This is a genomic window from Paenibacillus sp. FSL H8-0122 (assembly GCF_038005345.1).
Classification (GTDB): Bacteria; Bacillota; Bacilli; order Paenibacillales; family Paenibacillaceae; genus Paenibacillus_AQ.
Genome location: NZ_JBBOTB010000001.1, coordinates 2,281,056 through 2,299,443, shown reverse-complemented (window position 1 = coordinate 2,299,443; position 18,388 = coordinate 2,281,056). Strand labels below are relative to the sequence as shown.

15 protein-coding genes are annotated in these 18,388 nt (G+C 53.2%); 2 read left to right on the top strand and 13 right to left on the bottom strand.

Features of this window, described 5'->3' with window-relative positions; genetic code table 11:
- Nucleotides 1-66: 66 nt before the first annotated feature.
- Entirely contained in the window at nucleotides 67-2,043 is a 1,977-nt protein-coding gene (locus NSS64_RS10095) for an AraC family transcriptional regulator (RefSeq protein ID WP_341140002.1), read from the top strand.
- Between the two features lie 69 nt (nucleotides 2,044-2,112).
- On the opposite strand, the gene NSS64_RS10090 is transcribed toward NSS64_RS10095, so the two are convergent.
- From NSS64_RS10090 to dpsA, 10 genes are all read right to left on the bottom strand, one after another.
- Entirely contained in the window at nucleotides 2,113-4,782 is a 2,670-nt protein-coding gene (locus NSS64_RS10090) for an FtsK/SpoIIIE family DNA translocase (protein ID WP_341140001.1), read from the bottom strand.
- Nucleotides 4,783-4,879: 97 nt separating this feature from the next.
- Nucleotides 4,880-5,095: a YlzJ-like family protein gene (locus tag NSS64_RS10085; RefSeq protein WP_036724745.1), complete on the bottom strand. Its 216-nt coding sequence runs from the start codon at nucleotides 5,093-5,095 to the stop codon at nucleotides 4,880-4,882.
- Nucleotides 5,092-5,886 (bottom strand): ClpP family protease, encoded by a 795-nt coding sequence (locus tag NSS64_RS10080; RefSeq protein ID WP_341140000.1) that lies wholly within the window; start codon nucleotides 5,884-5,886, stop codon nucleotides 5,092-5,094. The genes NSS64_RS10085 and NSS64_RS10080 overlap by 4 nt, the downstream gene beginning before the upstream one ends.
- A gap of 182 nt (nucleotides 5,887-6,068) precedes the next feature.
- A complete protein-coding gene (locus tag NSS64_RS10075) occupies nucleotides 6,069-7,088 on the bottom strand; it encodes an anti sigma factor C-terminal domain-containing protein (protein ID WP_341139999.1) in 1,020 nt (339 codons plus the stop codon).
- Entirely contained in the window at nucleotides 7,085-7,582 is a 498-nt protein-coding gene (locus NSS64_RS10070; RefSeq protein WP_341139998.1) for an RNA polymerase sigma factor, read from the bottom strand. Before NSS64_RS10070 ends, NSS64_RS10075 begins: the two co-directional genes overlap by 4 nt.
- Nucleotides 7,583-7,735: 153 nt before the next feature.
- Entirely contained in the window at nucleotides 7,736-9,421 is a 1,686-nt protein-coding gene (locus NSS64_RS10065; RefSeq protein ID WP_036724742.1) for a ribonuclease J, read from the bottom strand.
- A 625-nt stretch (nucleotides 9,422-10,046) separates the two neighbouring features.
- A complete protein-coding gene (gene dapA / locus NSS64_RS10060) occupies nucleotides 10,047-10,922 on the bottom strand; it encodes a 4-hydroxy-tetrahydrodipicolinate synthase (RefSeq protein WP_341139997.1) in 876 nt (291 codons plus the stop codon).
- Nucleotides 10,923-10,938: 16 nt separating this feature from the next.
- Nucleotides 10,939-12,159, bottom strand: a complete 1,221-nt coding sequence (gene dapG / locus NSS64_RS10055) for an aspartate kinase (protein WP_036692638.1) — start codon at nucleotides 12,157-12,159, stop codon at nucleotides 10,939-10,941.
- A 218-nt stretch (nucleotides 12,160-12,377) separates the two neighbouring features.
- The gene (locus tag NSS64_RS10050) at nucleotides 12,378-12,974 is read right to left on the bottom strand and encodes a dipicolinate synthase subunit B (protein WP_340940111.1); all 597 of its coding nucleotides are present in this window, start codon (nucleotides 12,972-12,974) and stop codon (nucleotides 12,378-12,380) included.
- The gene (dpsA, locus tag NSS64_RS10045) at nucleotides 12,975-13,871 is read right to left on the bottom strand and encodes a dipicolinate synthase subunit DpsA (protein ID WP_341139996.1); all 897 of its coding nucleotides are present in this window, start codon (nucleotides 13,869-13,871) and stop codon (nucleotides 12,975-12,977) included.
- Nucleotides 13,872-14,038: 167 nt separating this feature from the next.
- Between dpsA and NSS64_RS10040 the strand changes: the two genes are divergently transcribed.
- Nucleotides 14,039-15,487, top strand: coding sequence for a S41 family peptidase (locus NSS64_RS10040; RefSeq protein ID WP_341139995.1), 1,449 nt, complete (start codon nucleotides 14,039-14,041; stop codon nucleotides 15,485-15,487).
- A 77-nt stretch (nucleotides 15,488-15,564) separates the two neighbouring features.
- On the opposite strand, the gene dut is transcribed toward NSS64_RS10040, so the two are convergent.
- From dut to NSS64_RS10025, 3 genes are all read right to left on the bottom strand, one after another.
- Nucleotides 15,565-16,017 carry a dUTP diphosphatase gene (gene dut, locus NSS64_RS10035; protein ID WP_036724736.1) on the bottom strand — a complete coding sequence of 151 codons (453 nt, stop codon included), beginning with the start codon at nucleotides 16,015-16,017 and terminating at the stop codon, nucleotides 15,565-15,567.
- A complete protein-coding gene (locus NSS64_RS10030; RefSeq protein WP_341139994.1) occupies nucleotides 15,989-17,254 on the bottom strand; it encodes a M16 family metallopeptidase in 1,266 nt (421 codons plus the stop codon). The genes dut and NSS64_RS10030 overlap by 29 nt, the downstream gene beginning before the upstream one ends.
- A gap of 79 nt (nucleotides 17,255-17,333) precedes the next feature.
- The gene (locus NSS64_RS10025) at nucleotides 17,334-18,320 is read right to left on the bottom strand and encodes a polysaccharide deacetylase family protein (RefSeq protein ID WP_341139993.1); all 987 of its coding nucleotides are present in this window, start codon (nucleotides 18,318-18,320) and stop codon (nucleotides 17,334-17,336) included.
- Nucleotides 18,321-18,388: the final 68 nt, after the last annotated feature.

The window sequence follows — 18,388 nt, the reverse complement described above, 5'->3', positions numbered from 1 at the left end:
CCATTGCAACTGAGAACGATTATCAACTATACTTGGGTTATGAAACAACAGGAGTTGAGAAGAAACATGGATTTTAAAGACCATATTGTACTGTGGAACCATGCTGCTGTAGAAGTTATCGATATCCGCAAGGCCTCATTCACTTCTGGACAACCTCCGCTGAACTATCGCCTTCCGGCTAGTACATACCTGTATATCGTTCGCGGCAGCGCAAGTCTGCTTATAGATGACAGCCGATATGAAATCAGCGGCGCAACTGTCTTTCACGGGGGCAAAGGCACTACGATTAAATTGCTGAAAACACATGAAATTCTGGATTATTACCTTATTATGTACCGTTCAACATTAACGCTGCCTGCCCGGCGCAACCTGACAGCGGTTCTGGAACGCAGCAAGCCTTTTACCGGAATCTATCACTTCACTCCTGTCCATCCCCTGCTGCTGTATGAGATCCTAGACCAGATGTATGGGGATTGGCAGACACGCCGCGCCCTGGAGCATCTGCATGTCAAAGTCCTGTTCTATCAATGGGTCCATGAGCTGCTTCATCAGATGCAGGAGCAGGAGCTGCACCCGCTTAGAGCAGATGTGCTCGACCAGGCTGTACGCTATATGCATGATTCTTACAGCAGGCCGTTCACCCTGGATACACTTGCCGACACTTTGGGCACCAGCCCGAGGACATTATCGAGGCTATTCCGCATGCGGCTTCAGACCAGCCCCGCCCAATATCTGGTTCAGATTCGCATGGATAAGGCACGTGAGCTATTGCTGGGCACAGAAGCCACACTGCATGATATTGCAGCTGCTGTGGGCTACCCGGATGCGTATTCTTTTGGCAAAATGTTCAAAAAGCACTTCGGAAACTCGCCAGTGAGGTACAAAAATTCTGAGCAGACCGCTTCCCCTTGGCGGGATATGATATCTGCGCTGTCTGCAAATGACATTGCCCGTGAAGGCACTCTCCGATATATTGATGATGATAATCATTATCAATATGATCAAAAAGGAGCGTCATCCATGTTCAGAACGGCCAAGCCATCCCTAATGTTAACCTTGTTGTTATGCTTCACCATAGTGTTAAGTGCCTGTTCCTCAGGAAATACCACTACAACGACGGCGGGCAACGGCAGCAATACGCCAACCTCTTCGCCTGCTGCGACGGCATCCTCTACAACGTCCCCTGACAACACTGCAGCCGAGGCACAGACCCGGACGATCTCTACGGTAAAAGGAGATGTCGTGGTGCCTGCCGATCCTCAGCGTGTCGTGGTGCTGTATCTGCTGGGCGATGTGCTGGCTCTGGGCATCAAGCCCATAGGGGTATCTGATGTATCCGAAGGCGCTGCCTTTGAGAATGAATTGAAGGATGTACAGAAGCTGGGCACCTGGTTCGAGGCTAGCCCTGAGGTTGTACTGTCGCTTGAGCCCGATCTGATCATTGTTCCTTCTGAGGAAACCTATCAGGCATTGCATGACATCGCACCGACAGTGCTGGTCCCTTATGAGAAGATGACGACCGATGAACGGGTAGGATTCATTGGACATATTTTCGGCAAGGAAGAACAGGCTACCAGCCTTCTGAACAATTTCAAGGCCAAAGTGGAAGACAGTAAGCAGAAGCTGCAGGACGCGGGAATCCTCGGTTCAACGGTCTCCATCATGGAAGGCGGCTCAGACCGCAGCATGGTAGTGGTGATGAGCAAACAGTACGGTCGGGGTTCACAGGTCATTTATGAATATCTCGGAATGAAGGCGCCTGAGCTCCTCCAGCAAAAAATTGATTCCAAGACCGATATGGGCGGTGATTCCGTATCCTTTGAAGTGCTGGCCGACTACAGCGGGGATTATATCTTCCGCTCCTCTTATGAAGGGATGGCTGATCTGACGGAAGACCCGCTCTGGAACGGCATCCCTGCAGTCAAAGAAGGCCGGTTGATGAATATCGACTTCGGATTATCCTATTACAACGATATTTACTCCCTGAACGCACAGCTTGATTTCATTGTTGAGCATTTGCTTGCAGCACCACGGGTGAAGTAATATTGTTGCCCCTGCAAAATAAAAGCTGTCCCGTAAGCCATTGATGGCTTGCGGGACAGCTTTTTGCATTTATGAACTGAGTCTATTATGCTGATACTGCTCCAGCGACATCAGCACCTCACGCGGCTTGCTGCCCTCGTAAGGGCCGATGACGCCTCTGGCCTCCATAGAGTCGATCAAGCGTGCGGCACGGGTGTATCCGACGCGCATACGCCGCTGAAGCAGCGATACAGAGGCCTGCTTGGCTTCCAGCACGATCTGGACGGCCTGTTCATACAATTCATCCTGCGGCTCCTGATCCTCGCTCATGGTATCGTCCACCTCAGGCACAAGCGACTCGTCGTAATTCGCTTCCCCCTGGCTGCTGACATACTGCACAATCGTCTCTACTTCCTGATCGCTCATGAAAGCGCCCTGAACACGGATCGGCTTGGAAGCCCCCATCGGCAGGAACAGCATATCGCCGCGTCCGAGCAGCTTCTCGGCACCCGGCATATCCAGAATGGTACGGGAGTCCACATTCGAGGAGACACCGAAAGCAATCCGCGAAGGAATATTCGCCTTAATCAGGCCGGTGATCACATCTACCGAAGGACGCTGTGTGGCGATAATCAGATGAATTCCCGCCGCCCGCGCCATCTGGGCCAGCCGGCAGATTGCATCCTCTACATCATTCGCAGCAACCATCATCAGATCGGCAAGCTCGTCCACGATGACAACGATATACGGCAGTACTGCTGCCGGATTATCCTTCATCAAGTTGTTGTAGCCCTCCATGTTACGTGTGCCTGATTTGGAGAACAGCTCATACCGCTTCTCCATCTCCACCACAATCTTCTTCAAGGCCAGACTGGCACGCTTAGGGTCTGTAACTACAGGAGCCAGCAAATGCGGAATGCCGTTATATACATTCAGCTCGACCATCTTAGGGTCAACCATAAGGAATTTCACTTCATTCGGCTTAGCCTTATAAAGAATGCTGGTAATAATACCGTTGATGCAGACTGATTTACCGGAGCCGGTTGCTCCCGCTACCAGCAGATGGGGCATCTTGGCGAGATTGCCGATAATCGTCTGGCCGGAGATATCCCGCCCGAAGGCAATGGATAACCGCGAATCCGCCTCCTGGAAAATCTGTGTCTCCATCACTTCCCGCATGGTGACGACCGAGACCTCCGAATTCGGCACTTCGATGCCGATGGCTGATTTGCCGGGAATCGGCGCTTCCATACGGATATCCTTGGCAGCCAGTGCCAGCGCGATGTCATCGGTAAGATTGACAATCCGGCTGACCTTCACGCCGATATCCGGCTGAATCTCATACCGGGTCACCGCCGGTCCGCGAACCACTTCCAGCACCTTCGCCCTTACACCGAAGCTCTCCAGTGTAGCCTCCAGCTTGCGTGCCGTCTGCATATAATCATTCTGATCGCCCGCCTTCGCCCCGTTAATCGGCTTAGCCAGCAAACGGAAGGACGGCAGCTTGTATGGCTTGGGCGGAGGTGGAGGCGGAATAATCGGAGCCGCTTCGCCCTCCTCTGCCGTTCCCAGCAGCCCGTCCAGCTCTACAGGCAGACCCTCCCCGGATTCCCCTGACGGAGCAGAATCTGCTCCCGCTCTCGTAAGCTCAGCAGCACCTGTTCCGGTGGCAGCACCACCACGTGCCGCTGGTGAGAATTCGCTCCATTCCTCCCGGTCCTCGGCATTCAGCCCTTCAGAGCGGATATGCTCGAAGAAATCCCGGATGATCGGCGTTACAGGCTCAAGCTCCTCATCCGGGAAGTCCTCCTCGCCATACTCCTCCAGAGGAACACCTCCCGCTGCTGTCATTCCGGAGATGACCGGACCACCCCGCGGATCCGTAATGATGATATCCGTCACTTCATCCTCCGGGTCACCCATGACTTCCGGCTGACTCTGGCGGGCAGCCCCGCTGAACCAGCCGGTTATTCTGCCCAGCAGCTTCGACTGTCCGCGTCTTGGCAGCTGCTGATCCGATCCGTCATCCTCTTCAAAGTAATCGTCATCATCCGCAGGTTCCGGCGTTGTAACTCTGCTGGCTCTAGCCGGTCTGCTGTTCACCACTGGAACGGCAGCCGGGCGGTTCGCCGCCCGTAGCTTAATTCCTTCAATCAGCTTGACGGCCCTTACCCGGAGTAAGGTAAACAGCTCTACATAGGAGAGATTGGTAATCAGCATGAAGCTGATGGCCAGAAGTACAATCATCAGCAGCTTGGCGCCCAGATTGCCGAACAGCCACAGGAGGGCAGCGTATTCAAGCGCACCGATGTACCCCCCGCTGATATCCTTGCCCAGCATGTATACGCTGCTGTCGCCGGCGCCCGGTGAGAGGGCGCCGGATAAATCATTATGTATTTGAGACAGCACATTGCCCGGATGCAGCATCCCGAGCGGACCCAGCTTCTGCTGCATTGCCGATATGGTACTCATCAGGCACATGGACAACAGCAGGAGCAGGCCGCCGGTATAGCGGCTGTTCCAGGTGGACGGCCATTTCCTGTGAATCATTACCATCAGCCCATAGAAAATTCCGGCCAGCGGCAGCACAAAATAGAATCTGCCAAGTAAATACCCCGCCATGCTTGAGAGCGAACGGCCGACAGCCGCTTCCCCCGACAATGCAATGACGGAAATCGTAATCAGCAGAATTCCGTAGATTTCATATTTTAAAACACTGCCCAGCAGCGCTTTCTTCTTCTTTCTTCTCCGTTTAGCCACGCCAGCCACCCCCGAGTCAACATTATACCATATAATGGCGTGGCGTACCTATGTTCTCTTTTGTCAGAATATGCATCTTTAGGGGGTTTGTTCGCACTTAGCGGTCCAGCTGAACGATTGCACCCGGGGAGAAGGCCGCATCCAGATATTTATCCAGCGGACACTGCAGCAGCCGGACCACCTTCGCCTGACCTCCATCCAGCAGCTCTACCTGCATCAGCATGCCCTGAATAGTCATCTCCTGCACGGGAGAGGCATAACTCAGTGCCCCCTCGAATACCTGCTCCATCGGAAGAATGGTATAGAAGGTCATTGGGTCAGCCCCCCTGGCGTAAGCGTATCGTTCGTCTGAGAAGGAGCAGCGGCAATCATCCGGTTCAGATGGGCCAGTGCGGCACCGATTCCGCCCACTTCATCCATCAGGCCGAATCTGACGGCATCCTGGCCGCCCACTGCGGTGCCGATGTCCCGGTTCAGCTCTCCGGTCTTGAACATCAGATCCTTGAACTGTGATTCCGTGATGCGGGAATGAGAGGTCACGAACTTCACCATCCGCTCCTGCATCCGCTCCATATACTCGAAGGTCTGCGGCACGCCGATCACCAGGCCGTTCATCCGGATCGGATGGATCGTCATGGTTGCACTTTCGGCAATAATGGAATATGTGGAGGATACCGCTATAGGCACGCCGATGCTGTGACCGCCGCCGATGACTACCGTTACTGTAGGCTTCGACAAGGACGCGATCATCTCAGCAATGGCCAGTCCAGCCTCTACGTCCCCGCCGACCGTATTGAGAATGATCAGCAGCCCTTTAATGGTCTTGCTCTGTTCAGCTGCAACGAGCTGGGGAATGATATGCTCGTATTTCGTGGTCTTGTTATGCGGCGGCAAGACGAAATGACCTTCAATTTGTCCTATAATCGTCATGCAAAAAATATCCGGCTCCCCTGTCGGCACCGCCGTCTGCCCCAGTTCCTTCAGCACCCCCACAGGTCCCGGCATTCCTGGAGGAACCGGATCATTCACCGCTGGTTTAACCTCGCCTGGCAGGATCTCTTCGTTACGCCCTCCGCCCGCCTTGCTTGCTTCTGTGATTTCCATCGTACACAGCGCTCCCCTTCTGCCTGCAACACCCGTCCGTGTGCTTCAGGATTCTGATTTCTATTAGTATGACATTCCGGGGGACTTCCTTATGCACTATATCAATTGCACTTGAATTTTTCTGCTGCTAATTCAAGAGGGCGGGCCCTCTCATTAACGGGCCGCCCTCAGTATTTCTTATTTTAATATTTGTCCACCACTGCTCCCAGTACTGCTCCGCGCACGTAGGTCTGACCTTTCAGGCTCTTTAACCCGTCCGCCGTCCCGGTCACAACTACGCCCAATATCCGGATATCACCGGCTTCCGGCGCCGCCTTGTCCTTTTTCAAATAATTGAAGATGCGCTGATACTCACTGTGGTGATTGTCCTTCTTGTCTACCCCAATCTGTACTGCGCCGATGAAATCCTCGGGCTTCGCCTGATTCCACTCCGGCTGGATGCCGAAACCGTAGACTCCGTAATTCGCACTCATCGGGGTCGGATAGTTCATTTTAGCGGGATCGTTCTCATTAGGAAACGGCTTAAAGCCGAACCCCTCGCGGTCATCATACGTATCGACCCAGTACCAGACCTGTTTTGCCCCAGCGGGCAGAATGCTCTTCGCTTCTTCAAACGAGTAGTCCTTGTCAAAAGATACCGCCAGCTCCACCCGCTTATCTCCGTTCATCCGGTCCAGCTCGGAGAGATCATTGATAATTTTTCCGTTGTAATCGACTCCCGGGATATAGAAGGCCATTTCTCTTTGTCCATTGTCGGAATTGTAATTCCGGTAATACTCGTACCCCTCCTGCTTCATACGCGAATCTTCTACGTTCAGGTTATTTGCCCCTCCGTATGCGCCCGTTGTAAAGGGGAACCACCAGGGATTGTAATTGAGCCATCTGGTTTTCCAGGGGATAGGTACGTCATCGACAATCTTGTAGGTATTCATTTCCAGGACGCCTGACAAAAAGCCGCGGTTATCCTTGTAGCCGGAATCGAATTCATTGGGACTGCTGATCCTCATATACTGCTGCTCGCTATAGTGGGCATTCATGGATAGATGACCTACAAGCTGCGCTGCTCCATAGAATACGATCAACAACGTAAGTATACTGACTCCGAGTGAAATCAGGATACTGCGGATCATACTCTTCCGTTTGGTTTTTTTCAGGGTGGTCATAATATTCTGGTCTTCTGCTTCTTCCCATGGGGCAGTCATTCGCCCTCACCTCCGTATAATTGTTTAAATTGCTGCCGCGCCCGGTAGAGCGTAGCCTTCACTGTTCCTTCCGTGATGCCGAGCATGGCGGAAATTTCCTTGTAGGACAGCTCCATTTCATATTTCAGCAGAATCAGCTGCCTGTTGGCTGGAATCATACCGGCCAGCACCTCTTCAATCTTCTCCTTGCGCTCCCGCCGCAGCAGCACCGCTTCCGGGAGCTCATGCTCAGGCGTAGGATGAACCTCCACTTCCTCGCTGTATTGAAACTTCTTCTTCCTGCGGCACAGGTCAAAATACCGGTTGATTGCAACCTTGTATAACCAGGCGCTGAATTTGCGCTCATCGATCGCTTCCAGATATAGCAGCGCCTTGTACACAGTGTCCTGCACAATATCCTCTGCATCTGAGGCCCCGGCACCGAGGCGGATCAAGTAGCGGCGGATCTCCGCCAGTTTGGGTTGGAGCACCTTCTCCAAGTCTCTTGGCTCCATGCTGCACCTCCTTGCCTGTATAACGGTCAGGTTGCCCAAATGTTATTTTGTGCAGTGAAAAAAAACATAAAAAAGCCCCTTCCCCAGGAAACCGTCCAATATTTCCGGGAAAAGAGGCTATTGCCAAAGCTATATTGTTAAGAAATGCTTCTCTTATACTTCCATAATAATCGGCAGGATCATCGGTCTGCGGCGGGTCTGCTCATAGAGGAAACGGCCGAGCGAGTCTTTGACACTGGTCTTCAGGGAAGCCCATTCATTGACCTTCTCACTCATCAGACGCTGCAGCGTACCCGCAACAATCCGGTTCGCTTCGTCCAGGAGACCTTCCGATTCCCGCACATATACGAATCCGCGGGAGATGATGTCAGGACCGGAGACAATCGCTCCGTTCTGCTTGCTGAGGGTAACCACAACCACCAGGATACCATCCTGCGACAACAGCTTACGGTCACGCAATACAATGTTGCCTACATCGCCGACACCCAGCCCGTCGATCAGTACGTTACCTGCAGTTACCTTACCCGCTCTGCGTGCAGCTCCACCGGAGATCTCAATCACTTCACCCAGCTCGGTGATGAAGATATTGCTTGGCTCTACGCCAACAGATTCTGCGAGAAGTGCATGCTTGCGCTGCATCCGGTATTCACCGTGGATCGGCATGAAGTATTTCGGCTTCATCAGGTTGAGCATCAGCTTCAGCTCTTCCTGGCTGCCGTGACCGGATACGTGAACGCCGGAGTTGGAGCCGCTGTATATCACATTGGCACCCAGACGGAACAATTCATCAATGGTACGGCCTACATATTTCTCATTACCCGGTACCGGTGTAGCCGCAATAATAACGGTGTCGCCCGGCATAATGTCTACCTTGCGGTGGCTGGAACGCGCCATGCGTGTCAGCGCAGACATGGGCTCGCCTTGGCTGCCTGTGCACAATACTACCACACGGTTGCCTGCCATTCTGTTCATCTCTTCAGGCTCAATGAGCATGCCGTCAGGGATATGCAGATAGCCAAGCTCGGAAGCAATGGATACTACGTTAACCATGCTTCGTCCAATAACGGTAATCTTACGTCCGGTGGCTTCAGAAGCGTTCACTACCTGCTGAATACGATGCACGTTGGAAGCGAAGGTTGCTACTACCACACGTTGTTCAGCTTTGCGGAAAATATCTTCCAGCACGATGCCGACATTCTTCTCCGAAGGGGTGAAGCCCGGCTTCTCGGCATTGGTGCTGTCTGACAGCAGGGCCAGAACGCCCTTCGATCCGATCTCAGCCATGCGGTGCAGATTGGCAAATTGACCGTTGACTGGCGTGTGGTCGAATTTGAAGTCACCGGTGTGGACAACGTTGCCCTCTGGTGTCTCAATGCATACCCCGACAGAATCCGGAATACTGTGATTCGTTCTGAAGAAGGTTACCTTAAGCGATGTGCCCAGTTCAACCTCGGAATCCTCGTTAATCAGAATCCGCTTAGTTTCACCCAGCAGGTTCGCTTCCTTGAGCTTGTTCTCCACAAGACCCAGGGTAAGTCTTGTTCCGTATACCGGAACATTCAGGTTCTTAAGCACATAAGACAAGCCGCCAATGTGATCCTCATGGCCGTGCGTAAGAACAATACCTCTTACCTTGTCACGGTTCTCGGTGAGGTAGGAGATATCCGGTATTACGATATCAATACCCAGCATATCTTCTTCAGGGAATTTCAGACCGGCGTCTACGACTACAATGTCGTTGCCATACTGAACTACGTACATGTTCTTACCAATTTCACCGACTCCGCCAAGTGCGAATATCGTCAGTTTGTCGTTGTTGTTATTGTTTTTTTTGGACAAATGAATCTAACCCTCCTATGATGTTGGACGTCATACTTTTTATTTGTTAACAATGAGCTTCAATATTTCAGCGGCGCTGTAATATACATCAAATTGCTGTTAACTCCTTATTTCGACAAGGAATTCCCGGTAAGTCTGTATACTTGCGCAGGTCTAAACTCCCGAATCCGGGCAGTAATATCCTCTTGAAGCGGGCAAATGCCCTCAAAATTCCACCACCGCGCCCCTCGCGCGTAAATCCGGCATATTTAGCACAGACTTATTCAAGGACCTATCCTGTCTTACAATGCAACAAATCCGCATTGCCGGAAGATTACCGCATATTCAATTAACCGCACCAAGTCACTTAAGTTCATTATACATGATTTTTTTGGCAAAAGACAAGTCACCCTGTACCTGGTCCTATTCTTTCCTTAACAAACAGCCAATATTTAAGGAAAAGACAAGCAAAAAACGCTGCAACGCCTGACTTTTTTAACATAGAGTTAATCCTGGAGAAATAATTACCATATGCGATCTGCGGCGGCTGGAAGTCCGTAACGTAAAAAAACCGGCCGCTCCATAAGAGCGGCCGGTTGCCGTTGTACCTATCTTCGCCTATTCATTTATCCACGCCTGGACTATTTTATCTTAGCAGGGCAGCAATGAAAGCCGCCTCTTCTTCCGTAGGTGAAACCAGCGGCAGGCGGACCGAGCCGACATCCAGCCCGCGCAGCCCCAGCGCATACTTCACGGCAGAGGGGTTAGGCAACGGCTGCGGACACTCGAACAGCCCCTTGAAGACCGGAAACAGCTGCCGGTGAAGCTCGCCTGCACGGCGGACATCCCCGGAGGTGAAGGCCTCGATCATCTCTGACATCTGCGCTCCGACAACATGGCTGGCCACACTGATGATACCGTGGCCTCCCACAGCAAGCGTCGCGAGGCCGGCGGAATCATCTCCGGTGTAGACATGGAAGTCTTCAGGACAAGCTGAGGCAATCCATGTAATCTGGTCTACCGAAGCACATTCCTTCGTAGCCACAATATTAGGAATCTCCGCCAGACGCAGGGTGGTAGCTACACTCATGCTTACTGTCGTTCGTCCTGGCACATTGTACAAGATGCAGGGCAGCGAGGTCGCAGCAGCAATTGCAGAGAAATGCTGGTAGAGCCCTTCCTGATTCGGTTTATTGTAATAAGGGACGACCAGAAGCACACCGTCCACGCCGATTTTCTCAGCTTCCTTAGTGAGCTCGATGGAATGTTTGGTGCTGTTGCTGCCGGTACCGGCAATAATTTTACAGCGTCCGCCTGCTTGCTGCTTCACGAAGGAGAACAGCTTCAGCTTCTCCTTATCGGTTAGGGTCGGCGATTCGCCGGTGGTTCCGCAGACTACGAGCGCAGCGGACTTTTGTTCCTCGATCAGATCATCGACCAGCCTTGAAGTTGCTTCCCAGTTGATTTCTCCTTCCCCGTCAAACGGGGTTACCATTGCGGTGATCAGTCTTCCGAAATCCACTTTGAATTCCTCCTTGTCAGCGGTGCAATTCAAACTTGGCATGCAGGGCGCGAACCGACTGCACCATATCTTCTTTTTTCACGAGAACCCAGATGGTTGTGTTGGAATCGGCAGACTGCAGAATCTGGATGTTCTGCGAGCTGAGCGCCTCGACGATATGCGCCATGATTCCCGGAACGCCGTTGATGCCCCCGCCGATGACGGAGACCTTGGCACAGCCGGACAAGCTCTTGGGACGCAGGCCCAGCTCCTGCAGCGCAGCAATCGCCTGCTCCGATTTGTCATCGAACACCGTATATACGGCCTCAGTCGGTGTCACATTGATGAAGTCCACACTGATCCCGTTATCGGCCATGCTTTTGAATATCTGCAGCTGCACGCCGGTTCCATTGCCCTCCGGGCATTCCACCGAGATCTGCGTAATATTGCTGACATAGGCAACCCCTGTGACGAAACGGTCCACGACTCCATGGGATACATCACTGAAGCCCTCGGGATGGGTCACCAGCGTCCCCTCCGCTTCGGAGAAGGTCGAGCGTACACGCACCGGAATCTGGGCCTGCATGGCAATCTCTACAGCCCGTGGATGAATGACCTTGGCTCCCTGATACGCCATGTTACAAATCTCGGTGTAGCTGACATAAGTAAGCTGCCGTGCATCTTCGACAATCCGTGGATCAGCGGTGAGTATTCCGTCAACATCCGTATAGATATCTACCATATCCGCACGCAGAGCTGCTCCAAGTGCTGTAGCCGAAGTGTCGCTTCCGCCGCGGCCGAGAGTGGTGAAATCACCAGCTTCCGTCTGACCCTGGAAGCCGGTTACTATTACTACTTTATGCTCACGCAGTTCCCGTAGAATGCGTTCTGTGCGCACATCCAGGATTCTGGCATTGCCATAGCTGTTGTCGGTCAGGAATCCGGCTTGCGCCCCTGTCAGCACCGTCGACCGAATACCTTCCTGCTCCAGCAGACCGCACAGATTGGCCGCCGAGATAATCTCCCCGCAGCACATCAGCAGATCCCGTTCCCGGTCCGGCAGTGAATTCCCGCTCTGAACCGCCAGATCAAGCAGTGTATCGGTAGCATAGGGCTCCCCCTTGCGGCCCATAGCCGAGACTACGACCACCAGACTGAACCCGCTGGCCAGCTCCCGTTTGACATGACGGATTACGTGTTCTCTGGCCACTGGTGTGGAGAGTGAGGTTCCGCCGAATTTTTGCACCAAAATACCCATGTATAATTCCTCCATTGCTTCTCTCAGCAGACTTACTGAACCCTACGTGAAATAAATCACCCCGCGAGGCAGAAGTGTTCGTAGCCGCGATAACCTGACTCTTATTATAGCGTAAAATTGTTCGTGCCGCCCCCGGGATGAGGACGGCAGAAATGAAGCTTATGGGTCCGTCAGCTAAAATTCGCTCTTCCGGGCCAATCCTGTACTGATTATATAAGCTATGCAGTATGAAATCGTTGTACTAACATAGGCTGTAACTGGTGACCCTGCAGGGCGGCGTAACAGGCTTCGGGAATGAGATCCATCTGCGCCACCAGCGAATTCGGCTTCCCCTCGGGATTATCCTGTCCGAACGGGACGAAATAAATATGTTTGGCTACCAGGAGCTTCGCAATATTCGCAGCGTTAAGGCCAAGTCCGTCATTCGTCGAGATCGCCAGCACCAGCGGACGCCCGTTGCGCATCTGCGATTTGGCTGCCATCAGCACCGGACTGTCCGTCATCGCGTTCGCCAGCTTGCTGGTTGTGTTCCCTGTGCAGGGAGCAATCGTCAGCACATCCAGCAGCTTGGAAGGACCCAGCGGCTCCGCTTCAACAATTGTAGAAATGATATCATTCCCTGTTATATCTTTCAACTGTTTTAACCAATTTTCCGAGGTTCCAAAGCGGGTGTCCGTGTTCAGTACCGAAGCAGACACAATCGGCACCACATTCGCTCCTGAATCCATGAACCGCTGAATCTGCGGCATCACCTCAGCGAAGGTGCAGTGTGAGCCGGTAATGGCATAACCTACTGTTTTTCCGTGCCAATCCATTCATTCATCCCCCCTGATTAAAGTCTCGTCCGATATCGACTGTACCAGCGCACCTGCCATAATGATTCCGGCGCTCTTGGGGGCAACAATCCCGGGCAGGCCCGGTGCCAGCATCGCCTTGATCCCGCGCTTCTCGGCATAACGGAAGTCGCATCCGCCCGGTGCGGACGCCAAATCGATGATCACGCAGTGCGGCTGAAGCCGGGACAGGACCTGTGCGTTGATAATCATAGCGGGTATGGTGTTGAAGATCAGATCCGCCTCAGGCGCATGCAGCAGCAAATCGTCTGTCATAAAAGGCTTCCAGCCCATTTCCTCCGCCCTTGCAAAGTGCTCCTGCTTCCTGACGCCTACTTTGACCGTGGCCCCCATTCCCTGGAGGGTTCTGGCCATGGTGAAGCCGGTCCGGCCCATCCCCAGCACCATCGATGTGGAGCCGTGTATGGTAAAGTCAGTGTTCTGCACGGCCATCACCAAAGCTCCCTCCGCTGTCGGGATAGAGTTGTAGATCGCCACATCGTCCCTGTTCAGCAGCTCCACCAGCTTCAGCGAATGTCCGGCACACAGGCCGCGCAAATAGCTTTTAGCCATGCCGGTGTATACCAATGCCCGGGACGGCAGAGCCGCGATATGCTCCTCCCGCAGCTGGAGGCGTTCCGAAGAATACAGCGCGTTAATGTAACCCTCATCATCGCAGCCGACCGCCGGCAGCACCAGCACATCCGCTTGACTTAGCAGCTCGGGCGACAACAGTTCAAGGCTTACCCCCGGGCATGGGGCATCCCATGTATCGAATCCGGCAACGCTTACGGCCGCATCCAATTCCACACATTTCCGAATCACTTCAATTTGTCTCGCGTCCCCGCCCAGGAACACGATCCTGATGCCAGTAAGCATAGGGATGACGCTCCTTTCCACAACCACATTCGACTATAGAGCATCTTATGCCGGAAGGCGCCGATGGGTGAAAAGCGGAGAGGAATTCCCGCAGCACAGATATTAATCACAGAGTTTGCTGATGTTTCAATCTATAATCAACTAAAAATGGATATGAAAGGAATGCTATGCGGAATAAATTCATTCGTTACATTGTACCAGTCCTCGCAGTTGCAGCAATCATTACAGCAGCAGTCTACTTGAATCAGACCGGTATTAGTGGCCCCAAGAGTGAACAAGCGAACTCTTTGCCGGAAAACAATAAGGTAGCCAGTTCTGCACACGCCCCCAGTCCTGCCATGGCAGAGCTAAGTCCGGCGCAAATGAAAGAGGACCTGGATAAGCTTGTACAGACACTTGTCCAGATGCACCCCCGTCTGATCAACGGTTGGACCAATGATGAGCAATCCGTTATTGACACTGCTTACGCCAACATTGAGCAATCCAAGACTCGCGGTGAATTCTATTTCATTGCAGACACTATAGTCATGCTGCTCCATGACGGGCACACGACGCTCTACCCGCTCCCGGAGGTAAATATCCTTGATTTGCCTTTATTTTGGAGCCGGGAGGGTCTGCTGGTGAAGGATAGACGGGGAGCCTTTCTGCCAGGGGATCGGATTACAGCCATTGGAGGACGCAGTGTCAAGGATCTCGAAAAGGATCTGCAGCAGCTTATTCCGGCAGAGAATGAGAGTTGGGTCAGAATGCAGGCAACCAGCCTGCTTCCTTCAGAGTGGTTCCTGCAGCATTTAGGACTGGTCACCGAAGGTACAGTCTTGATAAACGCAACAAGGGCCGGACATCAAATTTCGGAGAGCATTCCCTTGACAGCAGACAGCGGACAGAAGGAATACAATCCGTACCCGTCACATTCTGCTGCGTTCACTTTTGAAATCAAGCCTGAGCAGTCCCTGGGAATCTTCCAGATCAATGACTGTGTGTATTCAAAGGATTATAAGTTAATGGTTAAACGTTTCTTTGACGAGGTCTATACACAGCGAATCAGCAATATAGCGGTTGATTTAAGGAATAATGGAGGTGGGGATTCCAGGGTGGTTGACGAATTTCTCGCCTATACGGATGTCAGAAGCTACCGGAGCTTTGGAGGTGAGGTCCGCTTCTCCACACAAGTTAAGCAGCAATTCCCAGACTTTCCGGACGACGGTACAAGCAGGAACGAACCGGTTCCCGTCCAAAATATACAGCTCACCGATCATCCCTTCAAAGGACGCATCTATGTACTGACTTCTCCCCGTACCTTCAGCTCGGCGAACATGTTCGCACTTATCATACAAGATAACAAACTCGGTCAGATTATCGGAGAGGCGAGCGGTAATCAGCCGTCCGCTTACGGAAATGTTATCGGATTCCAGCTTCCGGCATCGGGCATCGGCTTTCAGGTCTCTTTCCAAAAATTCACCCGTCCTGATCCTTCCCGAGACCCGGCCACAGCCGTGATTCCTGATATTGAAGCCTATACAACTGCTAAAGATATTATTGATCGCAGGGATGCCCAGTTGGAGAAGCTGTACGAGGTCATTGTGCAGAAACAGACTGAGGGCCCTTCCAGCTAAGCGATATATTTCAAAAAAGCTTGCGGACGCGCACCTAAAGGTGCGCTTTCCGCAAGCTTTTTTATAATTCCTGTATACTATTTGCCAGTATGCCCGAAGCCGCCAGCTCCGCGGGCCGTGTCAGACAGCTCATCCACTTCCACCAGAGTCACTTCAGGCACAGCCTGGAATACCATCTGGGCGATCCGCTCGTTGCGGGCAATTGCAAACGGCTCCTGCCCCAGATTGATCAGCAGCACCTTAATTTCGCCCCGGTAATCCGCATCGATGGTGCCCGGTGTATTCAGGCAGGTGATGCCATGCTTCAAGGCCAGCCCGCTGCGCGGACGGATCTGTGCCTCCAGCCCGCCTGGCATCGCCAGAGATATGCCGGTGGGGATCAGTGTCCGCTCGCCCGGAGCAAGCACCACAGGCTCTCCTACAGCGGCATACAGGTCATACCCCGAGGCCTGCTCGGACATTTTGCAGGGCAGCAGCACATCCTCATTCCCCGGAAGCTTGTTAATTTGTACGTAATGAGGCAAGATCATCTCTCCTAACATTGGCTATCGCTTTATCGGTGGAGCCTACCATCGCCAGGGACAACGGCTGTGCGAACATAAAGTCCAGTAGAGCATTGATGTCCTCCATGGTTACAGCTCCGATTTTGGCTATCATTTCATCCAGCGTATCCTGCCGGCCGAGCATCAGCTCATTTTTGCCCATCCGGTTCATCCGGCTGCCCGTGCTCTCCAGACTGAGAATCAGGCTGCCCTTGAGCTGCTCCTTGCCTTTACGCAGTTCGTCCTCGCTCAGGCCGTTCACCGCCAGATCGCGCAGCATCTCTTTGATCAGCTCTGTAACTTCCTTGGTCTGCTTCGGCGCTGTCCCGGCATAGACCGTGAACAAGCCGCTGTCAGCCTGGGCGCTGTGGTACGAGAAGACGGAATAGGCCAGACCGCGCTTCTCGCGGATCTCCTGGAACAGCCGCGAGCTCATGCCGCCGCCGAACGCATTGTTGAGGAGCGCCATCGGATATTGCAGCGGCCCGCCGCTGCGGACGCCCGGCAAGGAGATGCAGATGTGATTCTGCTCGGTCTTCTTTTTGTGGAACACCAGCTCCCCCTGATATGCAGGCTCAGTCAGCTCCGCCGCTTCACCATGATTCGTGAAGGAACCGAAATGCTGCTCCAGCAGCGGGATCAGACCGTCGTTAATATTACCGGCTACGCTGATCACTGTATTCTCGATGGTATACTGCTCCTTCATGTACGCACGCAGATCATCCGGCGTCATCTCCAGCAGACGGTCCTTCAGTCCGAGAATCGTATAAGCCAGCGGGTGCTCACCGTAAGCGGCGGCACACATCAGCTCATGGACAAGATCATCCGGCGTGTCCTCGCACATGGCGATTTCCTCCAGGATTACATTCTTCTCCTTGGCCAGCTCCTCGGCATCCATCCGTGAGCGGAAGAACATATCTGCCAGCACATCCACGGCAATCGGCAGATGCTCATCCAGCACCTTCGCATAAAAGCATGTATATTCCTTCGAGGTAAACGCATTGACGTTCCCGCCAATGGCATCGAACTGTTCGGCAATATCCTTGGCGCTATAGCGGTCAGTCCCCTTAAAGAGCATATGCTCGATGAAATGGGAAATCCCGTTGTTGAGCGGGTTCTCATTGCGGGAGCCCGTCTTGACCCAGATTCCGAAAGATACGGACCGGCCGGTCGGGATCTTCTCGGTCACCACCCGGAGTCCGTTCGATAATAATATTTTGTCCAATGTGTAATCCTCCTGGCACAGCCCCTGGTTCTGTCTGTATTTGTTATTCGCGCCTCTTATCCTATCAGAAATAGGGCGTTCACTCAACTTCCGCAGTCACGATACGCTCAGGAGAGAGCGTCTGACTGACGGTTCCCAGCTGCAGGCCCTTGGCTCTGATCCCCCGGATCATCCCTCTCAGCGCTTGCGAGGAGGATGCCGTCGGATGCATCAGGATCAAAGTTCCCGGCTCTACCCGGCTGCTGATCTTGGCAACAACTGATTCGGGGGACGGATTGCGCCAATCGACCGTATCCAGCGTCCACAGCACCGTCTTCAGTCCCAGTGAGGCGGCGATCTCCACCGTCTGCTGGTTAAAGTCGCCTGACGGCGGAGCAAACCACTTGTTCGTCACACCCAGGCTTTCCTTCAGCAGCTTCTGCGTCTTCTCAATCTCGGCAGTAGCACGTGTCCGGCTTAGAATACTCATCTTAGGATGCGTATACGCATGGTTCTCCACCTCATGCCCGCGCTTCAGCATCTCTGCTGCAAGCTCCTTGTTGCGGCTTAACCAGCTTCCGTCCAGAAAAAAGGTAACCTTCACCTTCTCTGCATCCAGAATGTCCAGCATCGGACGGATATACTCATTCCCCCAGGCCACATTAATCATCAGCGAGGCCATCGGCTTCGCCGGATTCCCCCGGTAAATCGGCTGCGCTCCCAGATCATCCAGTGATACCTTAGGCTTAATCTGGCGGTACAACAGCTTAAGGCCTGCTTCGGGTCCCCGCAGCAGCGCGCTCCGGTAGGTTGCCTCTACATCGACCTCCAGCCCGTTATACCCTGGTATGGCTTTCCATACCCGGTCAACTACAGCATTCACCGGCTGCGCATTCAGCGCCTCGGCCCGGCGGGTAATCTGCGCGCGCAGATCATCCTCCGCCTGATTCAGAGCATAGCTCATCACCGCTGCATCCGCCTGAGGCTTAAGCCCGGCAATCATCTCTTTCACGGGTCCGTTCGTACTTCCGATTCCGATTACTACTGCGATGCAAGCCAGCACAAGCGCCGCCTTGTACGTCTTCATGACGTTATACCTCCCCGGCACAAACGGTCTGTTCCGTCTCCGCACCAGGGTCAAGCCGTGCGGGGACG

Coding starts and splice junctions, on each gene's coding strand:
- NSS64_RS10040 (WP_341139995.1), top strand. CDS start 14,039: ATGCGGAATAAATTCATTCGTTACATTGTACCAGTCCTCGCAGTTGCA.
- NSS64_RS10050 (WP_340940111.1), bottom strand. CDS start 12,974: ATGGATTGGCACGGAAAAACAGTAGGTTATGCCATTACCGGCTCACAC.
- NSS64_RS10070 (WP_341139998.1), bottom strand. CDS start 7,582: ATGGAGCCAAGAGACTTGGAGAAGGTGCTCCAACCCAAACTGGCGGAG.
- dapG (WP_036692638.1), bottom strand. CDS start 12,159: ATGGGTATTTTGGTGCAAAAATTCGGCGGAACCTCACTCTCCACACCA.
- NSS64_RS10085 (WP_036724745.1), bottom strand. CDS start 5,095: ATGACCTTCTATACCATTCTTCCGATGGAGCAGGTATTCGAGGGGGCA.
- NSS64_RS10075 (WP_341139999.1), bottom strand. CDS start 7,088: ATGACTGCCCCATGGGAAGAAGCAGAAGACCAGAATATTATGACCACC.
- dpsA (WP_341139996.1), bottom strand. CDS start 13,871: ATGCTTACTGGCATCAGGATCGTGTTCCTGGGCGGGGACGCGAGACAA.
- dut (WP_036724736.1), bottom strand. CDS start 16,017: ATGATCTTGCCTCATTACGTACAAATTAACAAGCTTCCGGGGAATGAG.
- NSS64_RS10080 (WP_341140000.1), bottom strand. CDS start 5,886: ATGGAAATCACAGAAGCAAGCAAGGCGGGCGGAGGGCGTAACGAAGAG.
- NSS64_RS10025 (WP_341139993.1), bottom strand. CDS start 18,320: ATGAAGACGTACAAGGCGGCGCTTGTGCTGGCTTGCATCGCAGTAGTA.
- NSS64_RS10095 (WP_341140002.1), top strand. CDS start 67: ATGGATTTTAAAGACCATATTGTACTGTGGAACCATGCTGCTGTAGAA.